Origin of the sequence: Frigoribacterium sp. 2-23, from assembly GCF_049601585.1 — a bacterium.
Lineage (GTDB): Bacteria > Actinomycetota > Actinomycetes > Actinomycetales > Microbacteriaceae > Frigoribacterium.
Genome location: NZ_CP187126.1, coordinates 1,943,575 through 1,963,324, shown reverse-complemented (window position 1 = coordinate 1,963,324; position 19,750 = coordinate 1,943,575). Strand labels below are relative to the sequence as shown.

The window sequence follows — 19,750 nt, the reverse complement described above, 5'->3', positions numbered from 1 at the left end:
CGGCGCCGGAGTGGTCGGCCCCGGTGTGAAGACAGGTCTACGCCTGCCCACCTCCGAAATCCAGAAGAATTGAGGAATTGTCCCCCAGTTAGGCTCGGCGTGTGTTCGAACTCCACCACCTCACGGCCCACGAGCAATGGGACTGGCTGCGCCGCGGCGAGGCCACCCCGACCGAGTTCGTCGACCATTACCTCGCCCGCATCGACCTGCTCGACGGTGACGTGGGTGCCTTCGTCACCGTGACTCCTGAGGCGGCCCATGACCGGGCGGCGGCCCTCGAGGCGGCGGGTCGGTCGACGGCACCGCTGTGGGGTCTGACGTCGGCCGACAAGGACCTGTCCGACCGTGCCGGGGTGCCCACGTGGTCGGGGTCGCGACTGTTCGGCGGCCGCGTGCCCCGCGCCTCCTCGGAGATCGTCGACGTGCTCGACGAGGCCGGCGCCGTCAGCCTCGGCAAGACGGCGACGCCCGAGTTCGGTCTCACGGGCTACACCGAGACGACCATCGGTCCGCCGACCCGCAATCCCTACGACGTCGCCCTCGGCGCGGGCGGCTCGAGCGGAGGCGCTGCGGCCGCGGTCGCCGCCGGGATGCTGCCGTTCGCCCCGGGGTCGGACGGGGGCGGCTCGATCCGCATCCCGGCCGCGGCCTGCGGGCTCGTCGGGCTGAAGCCGTCCCGAGGGCGCGTGCCGGCCCAGTCAGGGGCGACGAGTCTCGGCGGGCTGTCGGTCGGCGGCCCGATCGCGCGGACCGTCGCGGACGCCGCGCTGCTGCTCGACGCCATGATCTCGCCCGACGGCCTGCCGCCCCGCCACCACCACGCGCTGCGGGCTCCGGAGTCGCCCGACGGCGCCTACCTCGGAACGGCCGTGCGGGGGGAGGGGCGGTTCCAGCTGGCCGTCATGACGACGAGCCCGTGGGACGACGCGTTCGACATCGAGATCGATCCACGCATCGCCACCGTGCTCCGCGACACCGCGGATCTGCTGGCCACGATGGGGCACGGGGTCGACGAGACAACGATGCCCGAGTCCGACTACCCGCGGCTGTTCAAGACCCTCTGGCAGGCCGGTGCGGCGGGCATCCCGGCCGATACCCCCGAGGAGTTCGCCCGGCTCGAGCCGATCACCGCCTGGCTGGTGGCGCGGGGTCGCGAGATCGGCGCTCGCGAGCTGGCGGCGACGCTCGCGGGTCTGACGGGGTTCGAACGGGCGGTCATCGACCGGTTCGACGCGTTCGACGCCGTTATGACGCCGACACTCGCGCTGATGCCGCGGCCCGTCGGCTGGCACGACCCGGTCGACCCCGAGCGCAACTTCGAGCAGCAGTGCCTGTACTCGCCGTTCACGTCGTTCGTCAACGTCGCCGGCTTGCCCGCCATCACGCTGCCGGTCGCCGAGGTGGACGGTCTGCCCGTCGGCGTCCAGCTCATCGGGCGACCGGGCCGCGAGGACGTGCTGCTCGCCCTCGGAGCCCAGCTCGAACGCCGGTTGCGCTGGCAACGGCGGCACCCGGCCGGCTGGTAGGCGGACGCGGCGCGGCGAGCCCGCCCCGAACCCCGTTGCGGAAGAAGAACCCCGATCGAACCGTGTTCTCCTTCCGCAACGGGGTTTTCGGGAAACCCCGGGAGGCGCGGGTCGGCCCGGGAGGCGCGGGTCGGCCCGGTCAGTCCAGCGTCGGCACCGCGGCGACGAGCGACCGCGTGTAGTCGTGTCGCGGCCGACGGAGCACGTCGTCGGTGGCGCCCTGCTCGACGATGGTGCCGTCCTTGAGCACGGCCACGCGGTCGGCGAGGTGCTGCACCAGCCCGATGTCGTGCGAGACGATCAGCATCGAGAGCCCGAGATCGCTGCGCAGCTCGCGCAACAGGTCGAGGATCTGCGCGCGCACGGTGACGTCGAGGGCGCTCATCGGTTCGTCGCCGACGAGCAGCCGCGGCCGGTGCACGATCGCTCGCGCGAGCGCGATGCGCTGCCGCTGGCCGCCGCTGAACTCGTGCGGGTAGGCGTCGACGTCCTGCGCCGACAAGCCGACGCGCTCGAGCACCTCGGCGACGAGCGCGGGGTGGTCTCCCTCGACTCCTAGATAGCGCAGGGGCTCCGCGACGATCGCGCCCACGCGCATCCGTGGGTCGAGAGAGCTGTACGGGTCCTGCAGCACGACACCGGTCTGCCGCCGGAACCAGCGCAGGGACGCCGCGCGTCCACCCGCGACGACGGGTCGCCCGTCGAACTCCACGACGCCGGACGTCGGCGCGTCGAGGGCGAGCAGCAGTCGCACGAGCGTGGACTTGCCCGACCCGCTCTCGCCGATCAGGGCGACGCTCTCGCCGGCCGCCACGTCGAGGTCGGCGTCGACGAGCGCGCGGCGCGTCTCACCCGGGACGAACGGCGAGCGGCGCGGCAGCGTGAACGTGCGGGTGAGCCCGCGGCCCGAGAGCAGTGCCGTCATCAGGGCCTCCAGGTCGTGGCGCGGGCAGCGGCCACGAGGCCCCGCGTCACGGGGTGCTCCGGCCGGTGCAGCAGATCGTCGACGGTGCCCCGCTCGACCACGGTGCCGTGCGACAGGACGGCGGCCCGGTCGGCCACCTGGGCGAGCACGGCCAGGTCGTGGGTCACGAAGACGAGCGCGATGCCGAGCTCGTCGACGAGGCGGCGGAAGAGTGCCAGCACGTCGGCCTGCGTCGTGACGTCGAGCGCCGTGGTCGGCTCGTCCGCGAGCAACAGCGCGGGGCGCGTGATGAGAGCCGTCGCGATGACGACGCGCTGACGTTGGCCGCCCGACAACTCGTGCGGGTAACGGTCGACCAGGGTCTCGGGGTCGGGCAGCCCGACCTCGGCGGCGGCTTCGATCGCTCGCGCTCGCGCCTCCTTCTTCGACAGGCCGTGCGTGGAGGGGCCGTGCGTCGACGGTCCGTGGTGCAGCCGCAGCGGCTCCGCGATCTGGCGGCCGACGGTCTGGATCGGGTTTAGCGAGGTCGACGGGTCCTGGAAGACGGTGCCGACCAGACGGCCGCGGATGCCGGCCATCTCGCGATCGGACAGCCCTGTCAGCTCACGACCGTCGAGCACGATGCTGCCGCTGACCCGCGCCTCCTCGGGGAGCAGCCCCAGCACGGCCAGCGTCGTCATCGACTTGCCCGACCCCGACTCGCCGATCAGACCGAACCGCCCGCCGTCGGGCACGTCGAGGCTCAGGCCGTCGACGATCCGGCGTCCGGCGATCTCGATCACGAGATCGGTGATGCGGAGGCTCATGCGGTCACTCCCGGTGTCGTGCGGCCGGCGTCATCCGCGCCGGGGCGGCCGGGCCGGGGGGCCTCGGCGGCCGGGCGACGCCCCGACGACCGGAGGCGCGGGTCGGTGGCCTCGCGGAGCGCATCGCCGAGCAGGTTGAACGCGAGCACCGTCAGGGTGATGGCGAGCCCCGGCCAGACGGCACTCCACGGGTGTACGCCGATGAAGCGCTGCAGGTCGCTCAGCAGGCGGCCCCAGGACGCGACGGAGGCGGGGGCTCCGTACCCGAGGAAGGACAGCCCCGCCTCGGCCAGGATCGACGTCGCCATCGACAGCGACAGCTGCACGACGAACGTCGGCGCGGTGTTCGGCAGGACGTGTCGGCGGAGCACGGCGGCGGACCCGAGACCGTTCGCGCGCGCGGCCAGCACGTAGTCGGTGCGCGCCACGCGGCGGATCTCGCCCCGGGACACCCGGGCGATGTTGACGCCGTAGGCGATACCGACGCTGACGACGACCACGACGAGGGAGCCGCCGAAGACGGCAGCGAGGGCCATGGCGATCAACACGGTCGGGAACGCGATCAGGATGTCTAGCAGCACGGCCGTCGACTCGCGCAACCACCGGCCGGTGAGGGCACCGAGCGCCGAGAGCGCGACGCCGACGACGAGCGCTGTGGCACCCGAGGCCGCGGCCACGATCACGGTGGTTCGGGTCGCCGAGAAGACGTAGCTGAAGATGTCGCGACCGACGGAGTCCGTGCCGAACAGGTGGGCGCCCGAGGGGCCGAGCCACGAGTCGTACGGGTCGGCGGCGAACGGGTCGTGCGGTGTCCAGACGAGGCTGACGGCCGCGCTCAGCACGATCAGCGCGAGCCAGCCGAGGCCGAACGCGCCGTACGGGCGACGGATCAGCTCGCCGAACCAGGAGCCGCGCGTCACGAGGCACGCTCCCGCAATCGGGGGTCGATCGACCGGTGCACGAGGTCGACGACGAAGCCGAGCACGAGCACGAGGCCCGTCAGTGCCATCAGCTCGCCCTGCACCTTCGTCAGGTCGCGACGCCCGACGTCGGCGACGAGCATGCGGCCGACACCCGGCAGCGAGAACAACTGCTCGATGACGACGGCGCCGACGAGCAGCCCGGCGATCTGGATGCCCAGCACCGACACGACGCTGAGCATCACGTTCGGCAGGCCGTGGGTGACGAGGGCGCGGGTGCGGGTCATGCCCTTGGCCGCGGCGGCGCGGACGTAGTCCTCACCCAGGGCGCCGAGCGCAGCCGACCGGGTGAACCGCAGCAGCACGGCCCCCTCGATGACGCCGATGGTCACGGCCGGCAGCACGAGCGATCGGATCGCCCTGCCCGGCTCCGCCCAGCCGTCGATGGGGAACCCCTGCGTCGGCAGCAGACCGAGGGTGACCGCCACGGAGGCGATCAGCAGCATGCCGGCCCAGACCGCGGGCACGGCCGCGAGCAGCTGCGCGACCACGCTGATGGTGACACCCGTGGCGCGGCGGTGCCGCAGCGCCGACACGACACCGAGCGGCACACCGATGGCGAGTCCGATGAGCAGCGACAGCCCGGCCAGGGGGAGTGTCACGGTGAGCTTCTGCGCGAGCTCGTCGATGACGGGCGTCCCCGTGATGAGCGAGCGGCCCAGGTCGCCGCGCACGAGTCCGCCGATCCAGTCCAGGTACTGCAGGGCGACGGGTCGGTCGAGACCGAGCTGGTCGCGCAGGGCCGCCACCTGGGCGGGCGTGCCGTCGGAGCCTGCGATCACCTGCGCCACGTCACCCGGCAGGAGGCGCAGGGTGAAGAAGACGAGGGCGCTGGCGACCACGAGACCCAGGACGAGCAGGACGAGGCGCCCGAGGGCGAACCGGATCACTCCGTCGTGGCCAGTTTCGCGAGGTTGAGCCGGGCCGTCGTCGACGAGGTCGGGAACCCGGTGATCCCGTCGCGGACGGCGGTCAGCACGGTGGTCGTGTAGAGCCAGTCGGCCGGGGCGTCCTTCGAGACGATCTCGGCCGCTTCCGCCAGCTTCGCGTCGGCCGCCTTCGGGTCGGTCGCGGCGAGCGACTCGGCGTAGAGACGCTGAACGTCGGCGTTGTCGTAGCCCCAGTAGTAGGCGGGGTTGGCCCAGTTGCTGAAGTCGTGCGTCTCGGCGTGGTTGACCATGCTGAGCTCGAAGTCCTTGTTCTTGAACACGTCCGACAGCCAGGTGGGGAAGTCGACCTGCTCGACCTTCAGCGTGATGCCGACGGCCTTGAACTGCGAGGTGAGCACGTCGCCGATGGCCGCCGGGTAGACGTTCGCGTACTTCAGGGTCAGCGTCAGGTTCGTCTGCCCGGCCTCGGCGAGCAGTTCCTTGGCCTTGCCCGGGTCGTAGGAGTCGATGGCCGTGAGATCGCTGTAGCCCGGGTCGAGCTCGGGGATGGGGCCGCCCTGCTGCACGGCCGAGCCGCCGACGGCCTTGATCAGCGCCTTGTGGTCGATCGCGCGTCGGATCGCCTCGCGCACGCGCTCGTCCGTGAACGGCGCCTTCGCGTTGTTGAAGGCGAGCGTGTACTTGTCGGTCGTCTTGCCCGTGTCGACGGTCACGCCCTGCAGGCCGTCGAGCTGGCTGCGCAGGGTCGCGTCGACGGACGTCTGCACGTCGACGTCGCCGGAGACCATGGCGTTGATGGCGGCGGACGGGTCGGGGATGTACCGGAAGACGACCTTGCCGACCTTCGCCTTGTCGCCCCAGTACGAGTCGTTGCGGGTCAATTGCAGGTTGTCGCCCTGCTTCCAGCTCGTCAGCGTGAACGGACCCGTGCCGATCGCCGTGGTCGCGCGGTCGTTGGTCGCGGCCTGTTCGAGGACGAGCCCGGCACGACCCGTGAGACCGAACAGCAGCGCCGAGTCGGGCTGCGAGAGGGTGAGCACGACGGTCGAGGCGTCCGGCGACGATATCGTCTGTACGGCCGCGAGATCGTCGTGCCCGGGTACGCCCTCGCCGTCCTTCACCTGCTGCAGCGACCAGACGACGTCCTGCGCCGTCAGGGCGGCGCCGTCGCTGAACGTGACGCCGTCGTGCAGCGTGAACGTGTACGTGAGGCCGTCGGCGCTGACCGTGTGGCTCGAGGCCAGCACGTCGACGATGTCGTTGTCCTGCGTGCGGCCCACGAGCCCCTGGTAGACGTTGTCGATGAGCACCTGGTCGAGGGCGATGCCGCTCGTCTTGCGGATGTCGAGATCGGTCGGCTCGAGGACGAGACCCACGGTCACGGTGGCACCGGCGCCGTTCGAGTCCGAGCCGTCGGGGCCCGAGTCCGACGTGCAGCCGGACGCCACGAGGAGGGTGGCGACGGCGGCGCCGAGCACGGCGAGGAGTCTCCGGGAACGCATGCGGGTGTCCTTTCGGGTACGACGACGACCAGAAGCCTACGGGCTGGACGACGAGGAGGCGCGAGGCCGTGACATCCGGCGTCGCGTCGCGGTCGCTGGGCTCCGTTCCGCGGCCGTCAACCGGCTGGGAAACAGGTCCAGAGGTGGCGGATGAGGTAAGGCAAACCTATATTGGGAGTGACATGCTGCTCGACTACCCGAACCCGCCCCTCCAGCACGACGCGACGCGCGTGCTCTTCGCGGGTGACGCCTCCTCCCTGGCCACGATGCAGGCCCTGCTGTCCTCCCTGCCGATCTGCGCGCGCGGACAGGTCTTCGTCGAGGTCGAGTCGGCCGACGACATCGTGCCGCTCGTGTCTCCCGGTCGGGTGACGGTCACCTGGCTCGCCCGAGACCGCCGGTCGGGTGCGCCCGGCTCGGGCCGTCTCTGCACGCCAGGCGTCGCCCTCGAGCGCGCCGTGCGCGCGTGGCTCGCCGAGATGTACCTCGAGCCGGCCGATCTCGCCACGGGCGAGCACGTGGTCTGGATCGGCGGCCCGATGTCGTTCGCGTACGACCTGCGGCACGATCTGCGCTCCCTGTTGTCGACCGACGCGGCCCACCCCGTCGCCTGACCCGCGCCTCCTGGTCGGGTCTCGCTCCACTCTCTCGATGTCGAGCGTCTCTCGAGACGAGCAGGCTGGGATTAGGTAAGGCATGCCATACTTAGGGCATGCTCACCACGACCCGCGCCGCTGAGACCGCCGTTCGAGCGAAGCCCTCGAACCGGCCGTATCGCGTGCGGGTCGCCCGGGTCCGTCGGTTGTCACCGTCCTTCGTGCGCATCACGTTCACGGGCGACGACCTGGGCGACTTCGCCGACATCGGCTACGACCAGCGCCTCAAGGTCGTGCTGCCGATCGACGGCACCGGGTACGAGACCTTCCCGCAGGGGGAGTGGTGGCCCGCCTGGCGCGATCTGCCCGACCACGAGCGCAACACCCTCCGCACCTACACCGCCCGGGCCATCCGGCGGCACCTCGACGAGGTCGACGTCGACTTCGTCGTGCACGGTGATGCCGGGCCGGCGTCGGCGTGGGTCTCGTCGGCGCGGGTGGGCGACGAACTGATGCTGATCGGGCCGGACGCGACGAGCGGGCTCGCGGGCGGCGGGGTCGAGTGGAACCCGGGCACCGCGTCGACGGTGCTGCTCGCCGGGGACGAGACGGCGGCGCCCGCGATCTGCGCCATCCTCGAGCAGCTGCCCCGCGATGCGCGCGGATGCGTCTTCATCGAGGTGCCCACGGCACAGGACGAACTGGACGTGAACGCGCCTGTCGGCGTCGACGTGCACTGGATCCCGCGAGAGCGCACCGGCGCGGCGTACGGAGACGAGGTCATCGCGGCCGTCCGGGCCTGGACGGCTCGGTACGTCGCCGCCTGGCACCGTGGTGTCGACGTCGTCGACGTGGACGTCGACCACGACATCCTCTGGGACGTGCCGGCCGGGGCCGACCGACACGGTTCGGCGATCGAGGGCGACTTTTACGCCTGGTTCGCCGGGGAGGCGGGGGCCATCAAGACCCTGCGCCGATTCCTGGTGAGCGAGGTGGGCATCGATCGCCGCCAGGTCGCGTTCATGGGCTACTGGCGACAGGGCCGCTCCGAGAACTGAGCGACCCTGCGGCCTCGCGCGTGTGCGGTCGCCGAACCGGCTCTAGAGGTGCGCGGGCAACCCGACCAGCTCGGACGTCCGCTCCCACAGGGCCTCGGCCAGGTGATCGTTCTTCGCCTGGTGCGACATGCGGCCGAACGGCTTCAGCTGGTCGAAGTAGGTGCCGCTCGGCACGCCGACCGTCGTCGGCCCGATCAGCTGGGTCAGCGGCACCGATCCGGCCTCGGCCGAGATGCCGTAGTTGCCCTGCGTGAGCAGGTTCACCATGCGGAACGCGCGGGAGTCCTGACCGAATCGTGTCGTGACCACGCCGGGGTGGAACGAGAACGCCTGCAGCGGCGTGCGGCGGGCCAGCTCGCGGATGAACAGGATCGTCTCGATCTTCGTCGTCCCGTACTGCCGCCAGCCGCCGAGCCAGGGTCGCTTCGCCCAGTTGAGATCGTCGAGCCGCACGTGGCCCATCAGGTTGGCCGTGCTGGCGGTGGACACCACCCGCCCCGAGCTCTCGAGCAGCCGCGGCAGGAGGAGCCGCGTGAGCAGGAACGGCGCGAGATGGTTCGACTGCAGCGTGCGTTCGAAGCCGTCGGCCGTGATCGCGTGAGCTCCGACCATGCCGCCGGCATTGTTGGCGAGCCCGTCGATGCGCGGATAGGCCTCGAGGAGGCGGTCGGCCAGCGAGCGGACATCGTCCAGTCGGTCGAAGTCCGCGACGAACGCACGCCCGCCGACCTCCTCGGCGACCGCCTCCGTCCGTTGCCGGTTGCGGCCGACGACGGCGACGTGGTCGCCGCCCCGGGCGAGCGTCTTGGCGGCCTCGCGACCGATCCCGCTGCTGGCTCCGGTGATGACGATGGTGCGGCTCATCGATATCCGCCCTTCTCGAGGCCTGCCTCGATCTCGAATCTGTTGGTGAGGGGGTCGCGGCCGGCGAGCCAGTAGAGCAACGGCATCAGCATGCCGTAGCGACGCCACTGCTCGACGTGCACCTGCTCGTGCTCGAGCACGGCGGGGCCGTCGTTGTCGCGGGTCAGATAGACGCGCCCGACGCAGGTTCCTCCGCGCTTGAAGGCCCACCGGGGCAGCCCGCGACAGACGATGAGATCGCCGACGACCCGCACCCGCCCGACGCTGAGCGGCACGCCTACCGCGAGGCCGACGGCCGTCGCGTAGGCGAATCCGAGGCGGGAGACGGGCGAGTCGATCAACGGGTTCTTCACGGTCGACCGTAGGCGTCGAGCAAACGAAGCCAGATCTCGCTCACCGTCGGGTACGACGGCACGGCGTGCCAGAGGCGGTCGATCGGCACCTCGGCGACCACGGCGATGGTGGCCGCGTGCAGCAGATCGCTGATGTCCGGGCCGACGAAGGTCGCTCCCACGATGACCTTGCGCGAGTCGTCGACCACGATGCGCGCCTGGCCCTTGTACGAGTCGGACTGGATGGACGATCCGCCGAGGGCGGCCAGGTCGTAGTCGACCACCTTCACGTCCATGCCCTGCTTCGTGGCGGCGTCGGCCGTGAGACCGACGCTCGCGACCTCGGGGTCGGTGAACGTGACCTGCGGCACGGCGGCGTGGTCGGCCGTGGCGACGTGCGCGCCCCACGGCTCGGCCGAGACGGGCTCGCCGTTGGCACGGGCCGCGATGACCTCGCCGGCCGCGCGCGCCTGGTACTTGCCCTGGTGGGTGAGAAGGGCGCGGTGGTTGACGTCGCCGACGGCGTAGAGCCAGTCGGTGCCATGGACGAGCATCGTGTCGTCGACCGTCAGCCAGTCGCCCGGCGTGAGCCCGACGTTCTCGAGACCGAGATCGGTCGTGCGCGGCACGCGACCCGTGGCGACGAGGATCTCGTCCGCGATCACGGTGCTGTCGTCGTCGAGGGTGACCTCGACGGTGTCGTGCTCCGTGCGGAGGACGTGCGTCGGGGACGTGTTCTCGCGCACGTCGACACCGAGCTCGCGCAGGGACTCGCCGACGAGTTCGCCGGCGAACGGCTCCTGACCGCCGAGCAGCCCACTGCGGGAGACCAGGGTCACGGTCGCGCCGAGCTGCTGGTAAGCCGTGGCCATCTCGGTGGCGACGACGCCGCCGCCCACGACGACGAGGCTCTGCGGGATGGTCTTCGCGCTCGTCGCGTCGCGGCTCGTCCAGGGGCGGGAGTCGGCGAGACCGGGGATATCCGGCAGCAGCGCGGCGGACCCGGTGACGGCGGCGACCGCGTGCGTCGCGGTGTACACGGTGCCGTTCACGGTGACCTCGCGCACGCCCGTGATGGTGGCATGGCCACGGATCAAGTCGATGCCGGCGCCCTCCACCCAGTCGGCCTGGCCCTTGTCGTCCCAGTTGCTCGTCATCGAGTCGCGGCGACGCAGGACACCGGCGACGTCGAGCTCACCGGTCACGGCCTGCTTGGCTCCGTCGAGGTTCTTCACGGCGCGTAGGGCGGCGCTCGACCGGAGCAGTGCCTTCGACGGCATGCAGGCCCAGTACGAGCACTCGCCTCCGACCAGCTCCGCCTCGACGAGGCCCACCTTCAGGCCGTTGCGGGTCGCGTAGTCCGCGACGTTCTCGCCGACGGCGCCGGCCCCGATCACGATGAGGTCATAAGTCGTCATGACCCCGACCGTAGACCTCACGACATCTCTCGGCCCCGGGCTGGCCGTTCGCTGTACGTCGACTGGGAAATGTGGGCCGATCCGAGGAGGCGCGGGTACGGTCCAAGCCAGAACGCAACGGCGAAAGGATCGCGACCGCGTCGACGCGAGGAGGTTCACATGGGACTGGACGACAAGATCAAGAACGCCGCACAGGACATCGCGGGCAAGGCCAAGGAGGCGATCGGCGACCACAAGGGCGACGACCAGCTCAAGGCCGAAGGCCAGAAGGACCAGGCTGCGGCGTCGGCCAAGAAGGTCGGCGAGGACGTCAAGGACGTCTTCAAGTAGATCTTCCTCTTACATCCGAGACCCGTCCCTCCTCGAGGGGCGGGTCTCGTCGTTCGAGGGGCGGGGCGCGGGTGTCCGTCGAGGGGCCCGCCGCCGCGTCACCGGCCGACGAACTCGGCGGTCGTGCGGTCGAGGAAGGCTTGGTGCCCGATGGCGGCGTCCTCGCTCGCCAGAAGTCGTACGAGCTGGGGCTGGAGCTCCGCCTCGGCGGCGGCGTCTCCGTCTCGGACGGCCCGGTGGGCGTTGGCGAGGGTCACCTGGACGGCGAGGGGTGCCTGGGCCGCGATGCGGTGGGCCAGCTCGAGGGCCCGGGCGTCGACCCGATCGTCGTCGAGCACCTCCTGCACGAGACCGATGCGGTGCGCCTCTTCGGCGTCGAACAGGTCGCCCGTCAGCATCCAGCGCATGGCGTCCCCCCAACCGACCCGGCGGGGGAGCCGGATGGTCGCACCGCCGAACGGCAGGATCGCCCGGCTGACCTCGATCTGGCCGAACCGGGCCGACGTCCCGGCGATCACGATGTCGCTGGCGAGCGCCAACTCGACACCCAGGGTGAGGCAGGTGCCGCGTACGGCCATGACGACCGGTTTGGTCAGATCGCGGCCGGTTACCTGCCAGGGATGCAGACCGCCCTCGGGCACGATGTCGAGCCCGGTCTCGGTCACCGCGGGCGCGACGTCCGCCAGGTCGAGGCCGGCGGTGAAGTGGTCGCCGTGAGCGTGGAGCACGGCCACGCGGAGGTCCGGGTCGCGGTCGAGCTCACCGTAGGCGAGCGAGAGCTCGCGGAGCATCTGCAGGTCGGCCGCGTTGCGCTTCTCGGGTCGGTCGAGGCCGATCGAGAGCACGTGGCCGTCACGGACGAGGGAGACGCGTCGTCGGGTCATGACGTCAGGGTACGGGGTGGTCGTTTCTTCACGCGGCGGCAGGCCGCGAGGTGAGCGCCCCGACGATGCGGAGGATGCTGCCCAGGTCGTCCGACGCCGAGATGGCGTCCGCGGGGCCGAAGGAGCAGAGTCCGGCACCGACGACCGGGTATCGGGCCGTCAGCGCACGGATCGTGTCGATCAGCGTCGCGAGGGAGAGCCCGAAGGGCTGAGGGTCGAGCAGGCCGTCGATGACGCCCGGATCGAGGACGTCGAGGTCGACGTGCAGGTAGACGCGGCTGGCCCCGGTGTCGGCGACGGCGGCGAGCACGTCCTCCGGGGCGAGGTCGAGTGCCGAGACCGTGCGGATGCGCCGGCTCTCGACGTAGACGTCCTCGGCGTCCTCCAGGGTGCGGGCGCCGACCAGGACGATGCGTCCCGGGTCGAGGGGTTCGGCGGCGGGTACGCGATCGACGGTGGGCAGATCGTCCGCCGCGTCGCCGATCAGCAGGCGGAGCACCATGCCGCTGAACGAGCCGGTCTCGCTCGACTTCGGGCTGTGCAGATCGGGGTGGGCGTCGAACCAGACGACTGCGGTGTCGGGTGTCACGGCGTGGCGCACGGCTGCGTACTCGACACCGCAGTCGCCGCCGATCACGAGTGCGGGGCTGTCGTCGGTGCTCAGTTCGCGCTCGAGGGCCTCGGCCACGGCGAGCACGGACGACAGGCGGTGGACACCGGTGCCCAGCGAATCGCCGGCACCCGTCGGGACGTCGACCAGCGTCGTGGCCGATGGCGGGAGGTCGCCCAGGACGGCCAGCGCGCCGTCGGCCAGACGCATCGCCCTCGACGACGGAGAACCCTGCCACTGCGGAACCACGACGAACCTCACGCCGTCAGTCTGCCTCACATCCGAGGGCTCGCGGGAGACCCGCCCCATGTCCACGGTCGGCTGAGCAGCGCCACGAACCGTTCGAGGGGTCCGCGACCGACGAAGAGGGACCAGGCCGTCGCGTAGGCCAGCGTGATCACGATCGCCGCCACGAGATAGGCGAGCGGGAGGCCGTAGGAGCCGCCGACGTCTCGATACGCGAGGAAGAGCGGCGCCGTCAGCACGATGTGGGCCGTGTAGACGGTCAGCGGCTGCGCCCCCGTCGCGGCGATCGGCGTCCCGACGAGGCGGAGGGCTCGCCCGACGCCGCCTCGGGCATCCGACGTGAGCCAGAGCAGCAGACCGATCACGGCGACGGCGACACCGCCCGACCCGACGATCTCGGCGGGCGTGCCACCGTGGGCGGCGGGGTCGAGTGCGGCGATGTCGCCTGCCCCGGGCAGGAACCGAGCCGTGTAACCGATGACCGCCGCCGCCGTCCCCGCCGCGAGCATGGTCAGCTGTGTGCGGCCGCGGGTGAGATCGCTCCGCACGGCGACGAGGCCGACGCAGAGGAACGGCAGCCAGACCAACGCCGGGTAGGCGCCCACCAGGAAGGCATCGGCGACGAGGCCGGGGAGTCCGCCGGCCAGGGGATCGCCGTTGACGTCCACCGGGACGAGGGCCGCGAGCCAGGGGGCGATCACGGCCAGGGCCGCCGCCGTCGTCGCCAACGCCCAGCGGGGAGCGAACAGCAGCGGCAGGAGCAGCAGGAACATGAGCCCGTAGTAGGCCAGGATGATCAGGATGTAGGCGTTCCACCACTGCAGCACGAGCCCGAGCGCGATCAGGACACCCGCCCGGATCGCGATGCTCCCGACCACGCGCCCCCGGCTGCCGTGGGGGGTCGGTCTCGCGCCTCCCGACATCAGCCCGAGGGAGACGCCCGCCAGGGTGGCGAAGAGGATGGCTGAGCGACCGTCGAAGACGCGCTCGTCCAGGTCGAGTCGGGGCCACATGTGCGCCGCGAACATGCCCAGAACGGCCAGACCGCGAGCCAGGTCGACAGCCACGAGGCGCGACGACCCGATGATGCGCGGCACGACCGGTGGGGACGGGACACTCGGCCCGCCCCACACCACGTCGGGCCGAGCGGGGAGGCCCGAGGTCACGCGCCGTTCTTCAGCGCGGCGAGACGGGCCTCGATCTCGGTCTGTTCGGTCAGGTCGTCGAGGCTCTCGAACTGGCTGTCGAGACTCGAGGCCGCGAGCTCCTGACGGCCCAGTACCTTCGCCTCCTCGCGACGCACCTTCTCTTCGAAGCGGCCGATCTCGCTGGTCGGGTCGAGCACGTCGATGCTGCCGAGGGCGTCAGCGACCTGGGTCTGGGCCTGCACGGTCTTGGAGCGCGCGACGAGCTCGTCGCGCTTGCCCTTCAATTGGTCGAGCTTCTGGCGCATCGAGGTGAGCCCCGATTTCAGCTTGTCGACGACATCGGTCTGACTCGCGATCGAGGGCTCGGCGTCCTTCGCCTCCTTCTCGCTGGCGAGCTGCTTGCCCAGTGCGACCTTCGCCAGTGAGTCGAACTTGTCGGCGTCCACGGTGTTTCCTGCCGAACGCAGCTCGTCCGCCTTGCCGCTCGCGGCCTGCGCCTTGCGCCCCCAGTCGGCGGCGTTCGCGATGTCCTCCGCGTGGTCCTGCTCGAGCAGGCGGAGGTTGCCGATGGTCTGCGCCACCGCGCTCTCCGCCTCGGCGATGCTGTTCGTGTAGTCGCGGACCAGCTGGTCGAGCATCAGCTGCGGGTCCTCCGCCTGGTCCAGCAACGCGTTGATGTTGGCCTTGGTCAACTGGGCGATACGACCGAAGATCGACTGCTTTGCCATGGTGTCGTTCCTTTCAGGGTGGGTGGTGTCGGTGTTCCGGGTGGTCGGGGTGGGGGGAGTTGCGTCGCGGGACGGCCGCTCAGAAGCGTCCTCCGCCGGATCGGCGTCCGCCTCCGCCTCCGCCGCTTCCGCCGAAGCCGCCGCCGCCGCCGCCGAAGCCTCCGCCTCCGCCGCCGAAGCCTCCGCCGCCGAAGCCGCCGCCGCGACCGTGACCGCCGCCGAAGCCTCCGCCGAATCCGCCGCCACGACCGCCGTTGAGGATGCCGCCAAGCACGAGCCCGGTCACGATGCCGCCGAGGTCGGCGCCACCCGCCCCAGGCGAGCGACCGCCCATGCCGAAGGGGTTCGACTGCTGGTAGCCGTCGACCTCGGCAGCGGCGTCGGACGCGGCCGCGGCCGCCATCTGATGAGCCTGGTGCGCCTCGACGATCGCCTGGTCGGCATCGTCCGTGGCCAGCGAGACCGCGGCGGCGAGATGCCGCTCGGCCTCGGAGAGACGGGTACGGGGCTCCGGGCCGATCCCGCCGCGTCGCGTCTCGATGAAGTCGCGTGCGGCGCTGATCTGACCGCGCGCCGCGAGGAGGGCCCGATCGAGAGCCGCGCGGGCGCGTCGCTGCTTCTCCGCCTCGTCGCGGACGGCCGCCAGGGCGGCGTCGATGCGCGTGTTGGCCTCGGTCAACCGTGCGACGACGGCGAGCGGGTCATCTGTCGTCGTCTCGGCCATCGCGAGGGCGGCCCGGGCGGCGGTGACCGAACCCGCGACGTCGACTCCGTCCGGCGCCGACCCGGGTGCCAGGCCCTGGGCCGCGGTCAGATCGCCCCGCAGCTCCCCGGTCAACGCCGCGATCGTCGACGACGCGGTGCGGAGTGTCTCGGCCGACGACGAGATCGCGGCCAACAGCTGGTCGACCTGTGCCAGAGCCTGTCGTGATCGACGCACGAGTGACACCGCCGTGCCGCCGTCACCGTGAGCGAGGGACGAGGAGGCGCTGGCGGCCGACTCCGTGACGAACGTGAGCAGGCGGTCGGCCTGGTCGGCGTTGTCGGCGACCGTCTTGACGGCGTGGGCCGAGTAGGTCGCGGCGAGGCTGGCCACGAGGTCCCGGGAACTCGCGAGAGCCGAGCGTCGACGGTCGACCTCCGCCGGGAGGGCGGCGACGTCGGCCGGTGCGGCGGCTTCCGCCGCCCTCAGCTCGTCCAGGGCATCCGACTGCTGGTCGAGCGACGAGCCCGCGGCCTCGCAGAGCTCGATGATCCGCTCGGTCCACTGGCGTTTCTGCGCGGGAGTGTCGGGGATCTCGTCGTCGAGACGCTGCTGCAACTCGAACGCCTCCCGCGCCTTCACGCGGGCGTCGTCGAGGGCGGCGCGGAAGGGGGTCCCCGCCTCGTCGCCGAACTGGGCGACGGCGAAGCCGATCTCCTGCTCACCGGCGGTCAGCTCGTCGTCGAGGGTGACGAGAGCGGCCGCAGCGCGACGACGGAGGTCGTTCTGCGCCGCCGTCTCGGCCTCGACCGCGCGGCGCCGGGCTCGTGACCGGACGACCAGCACGATCACCACGACGAGGGCGGCGAGCACGATCAGGAAGAGCACGGTCCAGAGCAGCCAGGAGAGGTCGGGACCTGCCGCGTCCTGTCGGATGCCGTCCGCCAGGGCGATCGCGGCGCCCGCCCAGTCGTTCTGGCGGAGCTTCGGCACGAGGCTGTCGTCTTCGAGTGACTGCTGCTCGGCCGCGCTGATCGACGACGCCGACGGGACGGACAGGTCGTAGAGCCGGTCCGTGACGGCGATCGAGAGGAGCACGTCGCGGTCGCCGAGCTGGTTCAGTGCTGCGGTCGCCTCGCCCCAGGCCTGACGATCGGTCGGTTGCGAGAAGGAGTCGACGTAGACGACGAAGAGATTCGTGCCGGTCTGCTGCGCGAGGTCGTCGAGGGAGGACCTCACACGCTCTTCGTCGGACGGCGACAGCACACCCGCGTCGTCGACCACGTACGCGCCCGACAGGCTGACGGGCGGCGTCGCCGCGGCAGGGGAGAGCGGGAGGACGGCGAGCGCCAGGACGGCCAGCACGAGTGCCGCTCCGCCGACGAACCAGCCACGCAGGCGGACGGCGAGAGGACGAGGCCCCCCGGCCCGGTCGATGACGCGCACGCTTCTCCTCTCGACGGTGTCCGGAGTCTATCGGCGGCCCCCGACGATGCGCCCGAGAGGACAGGGCGCCAGGGGAGACGGGTCTCGAGCCTCAGCCCACGAAGAGGAACACGATCGACGCCAGCGCGCAGAGCGCTCCGACGATGACGAGCGACCAGCCGGCGACCCGGAGCGCGCGACCGTCCTCGTGGGGGGCATCTGTCCGGGCCCGGGCCGGCCGTGCCGGGTCGACATGGACGACCAGCTCCGTCTCGACCGGGGTGTCGAGGGGGAACTCGCCGAGCTCGGTCTCGTGCAGCTCGCCGTCGGGACCCAGCCAGCGAGCGGTCGCCGCCCGTGCATAGGCAGGAGGCGGGATGACGACGGCGACCGTCTCCTGGAAGCGAGCGGCGCGCGAGCGGCGGTGCATCCCGGCGATGACGAACGGGGTGCCCACGATGAAGCCGAACCAGCCGAACAGCTCGACGACCGACGAGAGGACTGAGATCGCGTCGGGCATCCTACGATGGTAGTCCCGGCACATCCCCTTCCGTCTTGGAGCCCATCCTGATCCGTCCGCCGCTCGACCGCGTCCCCTCTCCGGTGCTCGCGGTCGCGGCGATCGTGTCCGTCCAGTTCGGTGCGGCCTACGCACGGAGCCACTTCGACGCCGTGGGGCCGACCGGGGCGGCCGCCCTCCGGCTGGCGTTCGGCGCACTCGTCCTCCTCGTCGTCTTCCGGCCCGATGTGCGGCGCTGGCGGGCGGCCACCTGGGGTGGCGTCGCCCTCCTCGGCATCGCCCTGGCCGGCATGAACTCGTTGATCTACCTCGCGATCGACAGCATCCCCCTGGGCGTCGCCGTCACCCTGGAGTTCATGGGCCCGCTCGTCGTCGCGCTCGTGCAGACCCGCCGGTGGCTCGACGCGGCCTGGGCGCTGCTGGCCTTCGCCGGCGTCGTGCTGCTCGGACTCGACTCGTCGGGTGCCATCCCGCTCACCGGGATCGCGTTCGCCCTCGGCGCGGGACTCTTCTGGGCGGGGTACATCCTCGCGAACGCCCGGCTCGGCAAGAACGACGACTCGATGGGCGGCCTCGCCATGGCGATGCTCGTGGCCGCCGTGATCGTGGTGCCCGTCGGCGCGGCCGACGCGACCCGTGCGGTCCTCGCCGACCCGCGCCTCCTCGGGGTCTTCGCCGTCGTCGCCGTCCTCACCTCGGCGCTGCCGTACTCGCTCGAGATGGTGGCCCTGCGCCGGCTGCCGACCCGCGTCTTCGGCGTGCTGTCGAGCCTCGGGCCCGCGATCGCCGCGCTCGCCGGGCTGATCGTGCTGCACCAGGCGTTGGGAATCCGCGAGGTCACGGCCCTCGCGCTCGTCACCGCCGCGAGCGTGGGCGTCACGGTCGGGGCAGGTCGTCGGCGACGAGCGGCGGACACAGCTGCCGTGCTGTGAGAATTCGGCACTTTCTGGGTGTCGTGTACCCCGACCGCGGGGTACCTTCTACCTCAGTGATGCGGTCAGAGATGACCAGGGACACCGAGGAGGACATCATGGGTGCTGTCTTGGAACGCACGTCGAGGGCCGAAGTGGTTCCTCTCGGAGACGGATTCCATCGCGTCTCCACACCGACCGCGGGAGTCATCGGATTCGTGCACGAGTCGGAGGGTCGCTTCGAGGTCCTGCGGGGACGCAGCCGCTCGGCCACGCGAACCGAGGGCGCCTACCGATCGCTCGACGTGGCGGTCATCGCACTGACCTATTCCTGAACGCGAACCCATTCATGAGCACGTATCGCGCCGTGCGACACGGCGTAGAGACACCGCTCAACCGGCGTGAAACAGCCCCGCAGAAGCGGGGCTGTTCTCGTTCGCGGGCCATTCGTGGTGCCCCCAGAAGGATTCGAACCTTCGCCCCTGCCTCCGGAGGGCAGTGCTCTATCCCCTGAGCTATGGGGGCCCGGGACGTCGTCCAGGTTAGCAGCGATTGGCGGCGCTCCCGACGCGCGAGCGAGCGGGGGTGCATCGTGGGGGAGTGACTCCCGACGAACACGACGACTCCGCCCTGCAGAACGGCGACGACAACGACGGATCGGCCGCCGACGCGAGACCCGAGTCCGTCCGCGAGCGTCTGCGCTCGGCGGCGCGACCCGACCCCGACGTGCCGGCCCTCGATGCCTCGGCCCCGCCGCGCGACCCGATCGCCCTGTTCACCGAGTGGCTGTTCGCGGCCGTCGACGCGGGCATACCGCAACCGCAGGCCATGACGCTGTCGACGTCGTCGGCGACCGGCGAGGTGACCGCCCGCACACTCCTCCTGAAGGACGTCGACGAGGCGTTCTGGTTCGCCACGTCGTCCCTCAGCCCGAAGGGGCGGCAGATCGCCGAGAACCCGCGCGTGGGCCTGACCTTCTTCTGGAGCGCCCTCGGCAGGCAGGTCCGTGTCGAGGGCCGGGCCGAGGAAGGGCCGGACGACGCCCGTCGGGCGGACTTCCTGGCGCGGCACCCGGACACGAGGGCCGCCGCCATCGCCGTCCCGCAGAGCGAGCGAGTCGATGTCGAGGCTCCCGCGACCCGAGCGCGGGTCGACGAGGCTCGCCGCGAGATCGATCGCGACCCCGACCTCGTCCCCGACGACTGGGCCGTCTACCGCGTCGTACCGTCGATGATCGAGTTCTGGCAGGCCACCACGGGCCGCGACCAGGTGCGGGTGCGGTACGACGCGGCACCCGGCGGCGGCTGGCGGCACGCGGCGCTCTGGCCCTGACGGCGGCCGTGACGTG

General features: G+C 71.4%; 21 protein-coding genes and 1 tRNA gene. 7 read left to right on the top strand and 15 right to left on the bottom strand.

Annotated features, from left to right (window positions below; translation table 11 throughout):
• Positions 1-101: 101 nt before the first annotated feature.
• Complete coding sequence (locus ACPEEZ_RS09215; protein WP_423917822.1) at positions 102-1,526, top strand: amidase; 1,425 nt, start codon at positions 102-104, stop codon at positions 1,524-1,526.
• Between the two features lie 139 nt (positions 1,527-1,665).
• On the opposite strand, the gene ACPEEZ_RS09210 is transcribed toward ACPEEZ_RS09215, so the two are convergent.
• The 5 genes from ACPEEZ_RS09210 to ACPEEZ_RS09190 are packed head-to-tail and all read right to left on the bottom strand — an operon-like array spanning position 1,666 to position 6,629.
• Positions 1,666-2,451 (bottom strand): ABC transporter ATP-binding protein, encoded by a 786-nt coding sequence (locus ACPEEZ_RS09210; RefSeq protein ID WP_423917819.1) that lies wholly within the window; start codon positions 2,449-2,451, stop codon positions 1,666-1,668.
• A complete protein-coding gene (locus tag ACPEEZ_RS09205) occupies positions 2,451-3,257 on the bottom strand; it encodes an ABC transporter ATP-binding protein (RefSeq protein WP_423917816.1) in 807 nt (268 codons plus the stop codon). Before ACPEEZ_RS09205 ends, ACPEEZ_RS09210 begins: the two co-directional genes overlap by 1 nt.
• Positions 3,254-4,177 (bottom strand): ABC transporter permease, encoded by a 924-nt coding sequence (locus ACPEEZ_RS09200; RefSeq protein WP_423917813.1) that lies wholly within the window; start codon positions 4,175-4,177, stop codon positions 3,254-3,256. Before ACPEEZ_RS09200 ends, ACPEEZ_RS09205 begins: the two co-directional genes overlap by 4 nt.
• Positions 4,174-5,127: an ABC transporter permease gene (locus ACPEEZ_RS09195; RefSeq protein WP_423917811.1), complete on the bottom strand. Its 954-nt coding sequence runs from the start codon at positions 5,125-5,127 to the stop codon at positions 4,174-4,176. The genes ACPEEZ_RS09200 and ACPEEZ_RS09195 overlap by 4 nt, the downstream gene beginning before the upstream one ends.
• Positions 5,124-6,629, bottom strand: coding sequence for an ABC transporter substrate-binding protein (locus ACPEEZ_RS09190; protein ID WP_423917808.1), 1,506 nt, complete (start codon positions 6,627-6,629; stop codon positions 5,124-5,126). The genes ACPEEZ_RS09195 and ACPEEZ_RS09190 overlap by 4 nt, the downstream gene beginning before the upstream one ends.
• 182 nt (positions 6,630-6,811) lie before the next feature.
• Between ACPEEZ_RS09190 and ACPEEZ_RS09185 the strand changes: the two genes are divergently transcribed.
• Both ACPEEZ_RS09185 and ACPEEZ_RS09180 read left to right on the top strand, forming a co-directional pair.
• Entirely contained in the window at positions 6,812-7,243 is a 432-nt protein-coding gene (locus ACPEEZ_RS09185; protein WP_423917806.1) for an SIP domain-containing protein, read from the top strand.
• A 98-nt stretch (positions 7,244-7,341) separates the two neighbouring features.
• On the top strand, positions 7,342-8,283 hold the full coding sequence (locus ACPEEZ_RS09180) for a siderophore-interacting protein (protein WP_423917803.1): 942 nt from the start codon (positions 7,342-7,344) through the stop codon (positions 8,281-8,283).
• Between the two features lie 42 nt (positions 8,284-8,325).
• Here the strand turns inward: ACPEEZ_RS09180 and ACPEEZ_RS09175 are convergent, their stop codons facing one another.
• From ACPEEZ_RS09175 to ACPEEZ_RS09165, 3 genes are read right to left on the bottom strand one after another with little or no spacing between them, the layout of a single operon-like run.
• Positions 8,326-9,147 carry an SDR family NAD(P)-dependent oxidoreductase gene (locus ACPEEZ_RS09175; RefSeq protein ID WP_423917800.1) on the bottom strand — a complete coding sequence of 274 codons (822 nt, stop codon included), beginning with the start codon at positions 9,145-9,147 and terminating at the stop codon, positions 8,326-8,328.
• Complete coding sequence (locus ACPEEZ_RS09170; protein WP_423917797.1) at positions 9,144-9,500, bottom strand: Fe-S oxidoreductase; 357 nt, start codon at positions 9,498-9,500, stop codon at positions 9,144-9,146. The genes ACPEEZ_RS09175 and ACPEEZ_RS09170 overlap by 4 nt, the downstream gene beginning before the upstream one ends.
• The gene (locus ACPEEZ_RS09165; RefSeq protein ID WP_423917795.1) at positions 9,497-10,897 is read right to left on the bottom strand and encodes a dihydrolipoyl dehydrogenase family protein; all 1,401 of its coding nucleotides are present in this window, start codon (positions 10,895-10,897) and stop codon (positions 9,497-9,499) included. The genes ACPEEZ_RS09170 and ACPEEZ_RS09165 overlap by 4 nt, the downstream gene beginning before the upstream one ends.
• A 159-nt stretch (positions 10,898-11,056) precedes the next feature.
• Here ACPEEZ_RS09165 and ACPEEZ_RS09160 point away from each other — a divergent pair, with 159 nt between their 5' ends.
• A complete protein-coding gene (locus ACPEEZ_RS09160; RefSeq protein ID WP_423917792.1) occupies positions 11,057-11,227 on the top strand; it encodes a CsbD family protein in 171 nt (56 codons plus the stop codon).
• Positions 11,228-11,325: 98 nt separating this feature from the next.
• Here the strand turns inward: ACPEEZ_RS09160 and ACPEEZ_RS09155 are convergent, their stop codons facing one another.
• The 6 genes from ACPEEZ_RS09155 to ACPEEZ_RS09130 all read right to left on the bottom strand — a co-directional run bounded on the left by ACPEEZ_RS09155 (position 11,326) and on the right by ACPEEZ_RS09130 (position 17,491).
• Positions 11,326-12,111, bottom strand: a complete 786-nt coding sequence (locus ACPEEZ_RS09155; protein ID WP_423917790.1) for a crotonase/enoyl-CoA hydratase family protein — start codon at positions 12,109-12,111, stop codon at positions 11,326-11,328.
• Between the two features lie 28 nt (positions 12,112-12,139).
• Complete coding sequence (locus ACPEEZ_RS09150) at positions 12,140-12,982, bottom strand: arginase family protein (protein ID WP_423917787.1); 843 nt, start codon at positions 12,980-12,982, stop codon at positions 12,140-12,142.
• A 14-nt stretch (positions 12,983-12,996) separates the two neighbouring features.
• Positions 12,997-14,133, bottom strand: coding sequence for a hypothetical protein (locus ACPEEZ_RS09145; RefSeq protein WP_423917785.1), 1,137 nt, complete (start codon positions 14,131-14,133; stop codon positions 12,997-12,999).
• Positions 14,130-14,843: a PspA/IM30 family protein gene (locus ACPEEZ_RS09140; protein ID WP_423917782.1), complete on the bottom strand. Its 714-nt coding sequence runs from the start codon at positions 14,841-14,843 to the stop codon at positions 14,130-14,132. Before ACPEEZ_RS09140 ends, ACPEEZ_RS09145 begins: the two co-directional genes overlap by 4 nt.
• A gap of 79 nt (positions 14,844-14,922) precedes the next feature.
• Entirely contained in the window at positions 14,923-16,992 is a 2,070-nt protein-coding gene (locus ACPEEZ_RS09135; RefSeq protein ID WP_423917779.1) for a TPM domain-containing protein, read from the bottom strand.
• A 91-nt stretch (positions 16,993-17,083) separates the two neighbouring features.
• Entirely contained in the window at positions 17,084-17,491 is a 408-nt protein-coding gene (locus ACPEEZ_RS09130) for a hypothetical protein (protein ID WP_423917776.1), read from the bottom strand.
• Between the two features lie 35 nt (positions 17,492-17,526).
• On the opposite strand from ACPEEZ_RS09130, the gene ACPEEZ_RS09125 reads away from it, so the two are divergent.
• Complete coding sequence (locus tag ACPEEZ_RS09125; RefSeq protein ID WP_423917773.1) at positions 17,527-18,423, top strand: EamA family transporter; 897 nt, start codon at positions 17,527-17,529, stop codon at positions 18,421-18,423.
• Between the two features lie 71 nt (positions 18,424-18,494).
• Positions 18,495-18,737 carry a hypothetical protein gene (locus tag ACPEEZ_RS09120; RefSeq protein WP_423917770.1) on the top strand — a complete coding sequence of 81 codons (243 nt, stop codon included), beginning with the start codon at positions 18,495-18,497 and terminating at the stop codon, positions 18,735-18,737.
• Between the two features lie 115 nt (positions 18,738-18,852).
• On the opposite strand, the gene ACPEEZ_RS09115 is transcribed toward ACPEEZ_RS09120, so the two are convergent.
• Positions 18,853-18,927 (bottom strand) — tRNA-Arg (locus ACPEEZ_RS09115).
• Between the two features lie 75 nt (positions 18,928-19,002).
• Here ACPEEZ_RS09115 and ACPEEZ_RS09110 point away from each other — a divergent pair.
• Complete coding sequence (locus ACPEEZ_RS09110; protein ID WP_423917767.1) at positions 19,003-19,734, top strand: pyridoxine/pyridoxamine 5'-phosphate oxidase; 732 nt, start codon at positions 19,003-19,005, stop codon at positions 19,732-19,734.
• Positions 19,735-19,750: the final 16 nt, after the last annotated feature.